Raw genomic sequence first — 3,780 nt, forward strand, 5'->3', positions numbered from 1 at the left:
ATCTTTGACAAAGCGAAAAACCTGAAATAAAATGTTCATAACTTATTTTAAATAAACAAAAAATAAGATGGACATGGTCGATTGTATAACCAAAAAGTCCATCTTTTTTTTAATTTTGCCCCGACTTTGAAAACACCCTGGTGCAAAAGGGGGGATAAAAATGAAGAAGCGATCGGTCGTAGCAAAGGTGGTTTAAGTACAAAGATACATGCTACTGTCGATGCTCTGGGTAATCCCACGGGGTTTTATCTCACACCTGGAAATAATTGCGATCTTGATGGTTCAGATGTTTTGTTAGAAGATTTACAAGCAGATACTTTATTAGGGGATAAAGGTTATGATGCTGATGAGAGAGTAATGGAAAAACTCGAAAAACAAGGCAAAACAGTAGTTATACCGCCAAAGAAGAATAGAAAAGATCAACGAGAATATGATAAATATTTATATCAAGCAAGACATTTAATTGAGAACTTTTTTGCCAGATTAAAACAATATAGAGCAATCGCTACCAGATATGATAAACGAAAAATAAATTTTCTGGAGGGTATTTATTTAGCTTCAATCATAATCTGGCTTAATTGATGACACGCCCTAGACTTCTGGGAGAAATTAAATTTTACGTCTCTACCAGAATTGTTGGGAATGTCTATTACAATAATGATAATCATTTTGTTTATTTACTAAGATAATCAATGTTAACTACCACAGAAAGAGACTTAATCCTCGTAACAGTTTTAACGGGTTATTTAGGAGCGGGTAAAACAACTTTACTCAATCACATTCTTACCTATGAACATGGCAAAAAAGTGGCGGTAATCGTCAATGAGTTTGGGGAAGTAGGAATTGATAACCAGTTGGTGATTTCTGCTGATGAAGAAATATTTGAGATGAATAACGGTTGTATTTGTTGCACCGTGAGGGGTGATTTAATGCGTATTATCGGTAACTTGATGAAAAGACGTAATAAATTTGATCATCTTGTCATTGAAACTACTGGTTTAGCTGATCCTGCTCCTGTAATACAAACTTTTTTCATGGATGAAGATATGAAGTCAAAGTTACTTTTAGATGCGGTTGTGACAGTAGTAGATACAAAGCACATTCATCAACATTGGAACGCAGATGAAGCTCAAGAGCAAATTGCTTTTGCTGATGTGATTTTACTCAATAAAACTGATTTAGTTACTTCTGAGGAGTTGGAGGATTTAGAAAAACGTATCCGTAGTATGAACGCTATGGCGAAAATTTATCGAACTCAAAATGCTGAGATTGAAATGAATCAATTGTTAGGCATTAGATCATTTGATCTGGAAAAAGCCTTAGAAATCGATCCTAATTTTTTGGGAGAAGAAGCTCACGAACACGATGAATCGGTGTATTCTATTGCTATGGTGGAATCTCAGCCTTTGAATTTGGAAAAGTTACAAGATTGGATTAGTGACTTACTGCGTAATCGAGGTACGGATATTTTCCGCATGAAGGGTATTTTAAATATTACTAACATGAACGATCGAGTCGTATTTCAAGGGGTGCATATGTTGTTTGACGTAACTTTCGATCGTCCTTGGCAGGAAGGAGAAACCCGTAAAAGTGAATTGGTATTTATTGGGCGTAATTTAGACGAAATGGAATTAAGAGAAGGTTTTAAGGCTTGTTTTGATTAATCATCATAGATAAAGATTAAGATGTTAAAAATACAATGGACAGGAAAATTAACAGAATATATTACAGCAGTAAGTTGGTCAAAAAAAGGTGATTTGGCAGTAAGTTCAGCCGATGGTGAGGTAATGTTATTTACGGATACTCCTCACCTTATCCTGCCGCCTAATGATACTCAAAGTTCGATTGATTATCTCGCTTTTTCTGCGGATAGTCAATTTTTAGCAGTAGGAGGGCAAAATGGACAGATTTTGATTTGGCAACTTCCCGACTTAAAATTAGTTGATACCCTAAACTGGAATCTGCAATGGTTAGAAAATTTAGCATGGCATCCCCAAAAAAATTATCTTGCCTTTAGTCAAGGGCGTTATGTGCAGATTTGGGATGTAGAGACACAGGAAATAATTACCTCTTTACCCTTTGAAAATTCTACGGTGTTGGATTTTGCATGGCATCCTCAAGGAGAGTATTTGGCGATCGCAGGGGATGGCGGTGTAAAAATTTGGGATAGCAAAGATTGGTTAGAAGATCCCATTCATATTGAAACCTACGCCCCAGCCTTTAAAATAAAATGGGCAGGATATAAAGATTATCTTGCCATCAGTTGCCTTGATGATACTGTTATGTTATGGGATGACTTCGATTTGTTACCTTGGCGACTGTCGGGATTTAGTGGTAAAGTTCGTAACCTGACATGGTCAAGAATCATACCAGAAAATGCTCCCTTGTTAGGGACTTCTAGTCGAGGGAATGTGTTGGTGTGGCAAAAAGAGAAAATTATACAAAAGGGTTGGAGTGCCACTATTTTAAATATTGACGATCGCATTATTCAGGATTTACAGTTTAATCCTCATAATCTTTTGTTAGCTGGTGGTAATGAAGAAGGTTGCTTATTTTTATGGGAAAATGAAGAGCAATTAATGGATAATTTTACGGGAATAGAAGGGGGTTTTTCTTGTTTGCAATGGGATTTTGCGGGGGAAAAATTAGCAGTCGGTAGTGATATGGGAGAAGTATTTATTTTTCAGTTAAATTAAGTTATATTTTTTATTTTTTGTAGATTGAGTTAACTAAGTGTAAGCTAACATCCTCATTCTGATGGAGATGTAGTGATAATGGTGGACTAGTATTTTACTTTCTTACATTTAGTAATCTATATCTATGTATAAGTCAGGTAAAACATTTTCTCCTGATAAATTAATGGGCATTTTTACTATTTCTACAGGTTGATTTGGGCGATAAATTTCTACGGTTTTATCCTGTGGATTAATTAACCATCCAAGCTGTAATCCTGATTCTAAATACTCTATCATCTTCTCTTGTAATGGTTTTAATCTATCGCTTTTTGACCTTAATTCAATGACAAAATCAGGACAAATGGGGGGAAATCCTTCTCTTTCTTTTTCTGTTAATTTTTCCCATTTTTTCAAAGATACCCAAGCTACATCGGGAGATCGATCGCCTCCTTTTGGTAAACTAAAAATAGTGGATGAACTAAAAACTTCCCCTAGTTTTTTTTGACGATTCCAATTACCAATATCAATAATTAAATTGGCCTCTTTTTTTCCACTCATACCACCAACGGGGGACATAATAATTAACTCTCCTTGAGGATTTCTTTCTAATGATAATTCGGGATTATTGAGACAAAGTTGATAAAATTGATCTCGATTTAAAGAGATAATAGACTCAAGATTTAAAACTGTAGTCATAATTTTTTCTCATTATTTATACTCTTAAGTTAATGATTTTAGATTTTTTGATTATTCATTCCATATCTAATATAACAATAAAATTTTAAACATAAAAATTATTTGTAGAGGTTAAATAATATTCAACTCTGACACTGCTTTTGCCTTTATAAATACTATTTTTTACCCCTAAAGGGGTAACTACGAACTTATAATTAATTTTTGATTTTTATTCTAAAAATATGTCTGAATTTATAAAGAATTTCTGGACGAGTTAAAACGCCCTGAGAAGCAGGGTGTTTTCAAAGTCGGGGCAAAATTAAAAAAAAGATGGACTTTTTGGTTATACAATCGACCATGTCCATCTTATTTTTTGTTTATTTAAAATAAGTTATGAACATTTTATTTCAGGTTTTTCGCTTTGTCAAAG

3 protein-coding genes and 1 pseudogene are annotated in these 3,780 nt (G+C 34.1%); 3 read left to right on the forward strand and 1 reads right to left on the reverse strand.

Going from position 1 to position 3,780, the window contains the following annotated elements:
• Window positions 1-144: 144 nt before the first annotated feature.
• From ACEW8E_RS00215 to ACEW8E_RS00225, 3 genes and pseudogenes are all read left to right on the forward strand, one after another.
• A pseudogene (locus ACEW8E_RS00215) lies at window positions 145-582 on the forward strand (IS5 family transposase); the annotation flags it as partial.
• A gap of 110 nt (window positions 583-692) precedes the next feature.
• Window positions 693-1,664, forward strand: coding sequence for a GTP-binding protein (locus tag ACEW8E_RS00220; protein ID WP_373478330.1), 972 nt, complete (start codon window positions 693-695; stop codon window positions 1,662-1,664).
• 21 nt (window positions 1,665-1,685) lie between these two features.
• Window positions 1,686-2,696, forward strand: a complete 1,011-nt coding sequence (locus ACEW8E_RS00225; protein WP_373478331.1) for a WD40 repeat domain-containing protein — start codon at window positions 1,686-1,688, stop codon at window positions 2,694-2,696.
• 108 nt (window positions 2,697-2,804) lie between these two features.
• On the opposite strand, the gene ACEW8E_RS00230 is transcribed toward ACEW8E_RS00225, so the two are convergent.
• The gene (locus ACEW8E_RS00230; RefSeq protein WP_373478332.1) at window positions 2,805-3,371 is read right to left on the reverse strand and encodes a Uma2 family endonuclease; all 567 of its coding nucleotides are present in this window, start codon (window positions 3,369-3,371) and stop codon (window positions 2,805-2,807) included.
• Between the last annotated feature and the right edge of the window lie 409 nt (window positions 3,372-3,780).

It is taken from the genome of Geminocystis sp. (assembly GCF_041753295.1).
Lineage (GTDB): Bacteria > Cyanobacteriota > Cyanobacteriia > Cyanobacteriales > Cyanobacteriaceae > Geminocystis.

Bases quoted from the DNA above. Each gene is read 5' to 3' on its own strand.
- ACEW8E_RS00230 (WP_373478332.1), bottom strand. From the start codon at position 3,371: ATGACTACAGTTTTAAATCTTGAGTCTATTATCTCTTTAAATCGAGAT.
- ACEW8E_RS00225 (WP_373478331.1), top strand. From the start codon at position 1,686: ATGTTAAAAATACAATGGACAGGAAAATTAACAGAATATATTACAGCA.
- ACEW8E_RS00220 (WP_373478330.1), top strand. From the start codon at position 693: ATGTTAACTACCACAGAAAGAGACTTAATCCTCGTAACAGTTTTAACG.